Raw genomic sequence first — 3,969 nt, 5'->3', positions numbered from 1 at the left:
CCGGTTTGCAGTTGGTGTTTAAAAATGGGAAAAAATTACTGATCGGAACGAAAAAGTCAGAAGACCTGGTGCAGATTTTAAGTGTGTTGGGAAAGTAGTTGCATTGATAATTGAGAATTTACAATTGGAAAGAAGGGGAGATGAACCTTCGCCAATTTACTTTTACCTGTTCAATTTTTCAATTCTCTATTAAATAGGTTATCCGATTTTCACCGGATCTCCCAAGAATTTGGAATCTACTCCGAATAAAATATCCCAGAATACTTTCATTCGTGCAAAACGCTCGCGTACCTTCGTTTTGAAGCCACCCATTTTGGCAACATCTTTGGCATTGTAGCCATAAACGGTCATTCCGAAATGTTCTCCGAGATATATGGCGCGTTCATTGTGAAAACGTTGCGAAACAACGATCACTTCTTTTTGTCCGAAGACCTTTAGAGCGCGTTCCATTGAATCCAGGGTTCTGAATCCGGCATAATCCAGGTAAATCCGACCAGCCGGAATTCCTGCAGCAATCAATGCATTTTTCATATCCGTAGGTTCGTCATACGTTTCAATACTATTGTCGCCACTCACTAAAATAAATTTCACTTTTCCGGCACGATACAATTCCACGGCAGCTTTGATCCTGTAAGAAAAATACAAATTGTCATTTCCACGCTTATTTGTTCGGGATGTTCCCAGAACCAGGGCTACTTTTACCTTCGGGCATTCACTCACCCGATCGAAGATCTTTCCTTCTGCGTTTGACTTTACGGCCCAATTGGCTCCGAAAAACCAACATAAAACGAACAGGAAAGAGAAAATAATGATGCGTTTTAAAATTTTAGACCGCTGTGATTTTAGTTTCATGGATAAAGCAAGATTTGCTGTAAAAGTAATTGGAAATGATGTTACTTAAACGGGGTTCGTGAAATTTTTCTGACCGTCCGGATTCCCTTGCTGTCATTGGACTAATAGACACAACTTGTCCTGCCACTGCGGGATGTCTATTTGTCTTTTGAAGCGGATTCTTTTCCTTCTTGTTGGTTTGAAAGATGCTACCCAGGTTGGTTCCTGAAAGTGTAGATCATTCACTATTCTTACGGGGATTTGAAAGTACATTTCGGACATGGGTTTACTTTAAACAATTCTTGTTCCGGTTCTCAAAATTGCCATATCGCAATATTACGAATCAGCTTCATGTTTCTATTTATGCCTCCTGGTTTAAAGTGCTTGTTTTCAGTTGTTTGATCTTGTGTTGAAAATATACAAACCGAAAACCTGTTCCCAGTTTTAGATGGTAAATCTCTGAATTTTAGCTTCGTGAACACCTGCATTCGTCCTAAAATATAAGTGGTGTAATCACTTTTTCCCGCAGAACGCTTACGCCTAAGCTTGTGCCATCGCTAAAGCTATTGGCGACATGCGATCAGCATATGGCGCATACCGCGGATTCTGAACGGCGGGGACAGGGGCTTATGCACATCGTATGTAAATTAAATCTGTGCCCCGACATAGCCGGAGTTTATATCATCTGCGGGACTTAAAAAAATGACATAAATTCCAGGACAAGTCTAAAAACAAAAAAGCGAGACAAAACCCTGCCTCGCTTTTCTACCTTATTTAAACTACGATTACTTACAAATTAATGAGGATTTCTTCTTCCTGGGAAATCGGTTTTCTGAATACGATTTTCCCGTCAAAAATATCCATGACCACGGTCAGCGAAGTATCCAGTGTTCCGGCCAATAAAGCCTTGGATAGTTCATTCAGAACCTGTTTCTGGATCACCCGTTTGATTGGTCTTGCACCGAAATGAGGATCATATCCTGCTTCAACCAAATGTTCTTTCGCTTCTTCGGTCATATGCATTTTGATTCCTTTATCCAGGAGCATTTCTTTCAACTGATTCAACTGTAGCTGAACGATTTGTTTCACATAACGCTTATTCAACGGAGTGAAAATGATCGTTTCATCTATCCGGTTCAAAAACTCCGGTCTGATAGTCTGTTTCAACAACTCGAGCACTTTGAATTTTGCTTTGTCCATTGCTTCATGCAGATTTTCTTCCTTCACACCTTCAAAACTTTCCTGGATCAGATGTGATCCCATGTTGGAAGTCATGATAATAATTGTGTTTTTGAAGTTCACCGTTCTCCCTTTGTTATCGGTCAAACGTCCGTCGTCTAAAACCTGGAGCAAAATATTGAATACATCCGGATGTGCTTTTTCAATCTCATCCAGCAAAACAATCGAATACGGTCTTCTTCGAACAGCTTCGGTCAGCTGACCACCTTCATCGTATCCGACATATCCCGGAGGCGCTCCGACTAATCGGCTCACGCTGTGTTTTTCCTGGTACTCGGACATATCTATTCGCGTCATGGCGTTTTCATCGTTGAAGAGGAAGTCGGCCAGTGCTTTTGCCAATTCGGTTTTACCAACACCTGTCGGACCTAAGAAAATAAAGGATCCGATTGGTCTGCGCATATCCTGTAATCCTGCACGGCTTCTTCTTACGGCATCGGATAATGCTTCAATGGCTTCTTCTTGTCCGACTACGCGTTTTCCAAGTTCATCTTCCAGGCGAAGCAGTTTTGAAACCTCGCTTTCAATCATTCTGGAAACCGGGATTCCAGTCCATTTGGAAACAACATCCGCAATTTCTTCTGCGTCCACTTCTTCCTTGATCAGTTTTGAATTTGCCTGTAACTCGACCAATTTCTGTTTCGCTTCTTCGAGTTTGATTTCCGCTTCTTTGATACGACCGTAGCGGATTTCCGCTACTTTTCCGTAATCTCCGGTGCGTTCAGCCTGGTCAGCTTCCAGCTTCAAGTTTTCAATCAACTCTTTGGTTTTTTGAACCCCGTCTACAATATCGCGTTCTGCCTGCCATTTTGCATTGAAGGCATTGCGTTGTTCTTCCAATGTTGCCAACTCTTTTCCTAAAGATTCCAGTTTCTTGGTATCGTTTTCGCGTTTGATTGCTTCGCGCTCGATTTCCAATTGCATGATCCGGCGATCCAATTCATCCAGTTCCTCCGGTTTTGAATTGATTTCCATTCGAAGTTTGGATGCAGCCTCGTCGATCAAGTCAATGGCTTTATCCGGCAAATGACGTTCCGTAATGTATCGTTGTGATAATTCCACGGCAGCAATGATCGCAGCATCTTTGATCAGAACCTTGTGGTGATTCTCGTATTTTTCCTTGATACCACGTAAGATAGAGATTGCATCTTCGGTATCCGGTTCATCCACCAATACCGGTTGGAAACGGCGTACCAAAGCCTTATCTTTTTCGAAGTATTTTTGATATTCGTTTAAGGTTGTTGCACCAACTGCGCGCAATTCTCCTCTTGCCAAAGCCGGCTTCAGGATGTTTGCAGCATCCATTGCACCTTCACCGCCACCGGCTCCAACCAGTGTGTGAATTTCGTCAATGAACAGGATGATTTCTCCGTCTGCATTGGTTACTTCTTTTACCACAGACTTCAAACGCTCTTCAAATTCACCTTTGTATTTTGCTCCGGCAACCAAAGCACCCATATCCAAACTGTAAACAATTTTGGATTTCAGGTTCTCAGGAACGTCACCGTCTATAATCCGGTGTGCAATTCCTTCCGCAATGGCTGTTTTACCAACTCCCGGTTCACCGATCAGGATGGGGTTGTTTTTAGTTCTTCGGGTCAAAATTTGCAACACACGACGAATCTCATCGTCCCGGCCGATTACAGGATCCAATTTTCCCTCTTTCGCCAGTTCATTTAAGTTCTTGGCGTATTTTTCCAATGATTTGTATGTTCCTTCCTGTTGGTTGGACGTTATTTTTTCTCCGTTTCGTAAATCCATAATATTTTTGAGTACTGTTGATTTATTGAGTTTTGCATCTCTGAGCAATTGACCGATCTGATCTTTTGATTCGATCAAAGCCAGGAAAAGCATTTCTACAGTGACATATTCATCGCCCTGATCTTTGGTCAGTTTTAC

At 42.2% G+C, this 3,969-nt stretch carries 2 protein-coding genes; both read right to left on the bottom strand.

Annotated features, from left to right (window positions below; all coding sequences use genetic code 11):
• Positions 1 to 198 precede the first annotated feature (198 nt).
• Positions 199 to 852 (bottom strand): ElyC/SanA/YdcF family protein, encoded by a 654-nt coding sequence (locus tag Q1V93_RS18570; RefSeq protein ID WP_300666821.1) that lies wholly within the window; start codon positions 850 to 852, stop codon positions 199 to 201.
• A 768-nt stretch (positions 853 to 1,620) separates the two neighbouring features.
• On the bottom strand, positions 1,621 to 3,969 hold a 2,349-nt coding region (locus tag Q1V93_RS18565; RefSeq protein ID WP_300666819.1), incomplete at its 5' end, for an AAA family ATPase.

This window comes from Fluviicola sp. (assembly GCF_030151805.1).
GTDB lineage: Bacteria > Bacteroidota > Bacteroidia > Flavobacteriales_D > Crocinitomicaceae > Fluviicola.
This window is presented reverse-complemented; position numbering and strand designations above follow the sequence as displayed.

Bases quoted from the DNA above. Each gene is read 5' to 3' on its own strand.
- Q1V93_RS18570 (WP_300666821.1), bottom strand. From the start codon at position 852: ATGAAACTAAAATCACAGCGGTCTAAAATTTTAAAACGCATCATTATT.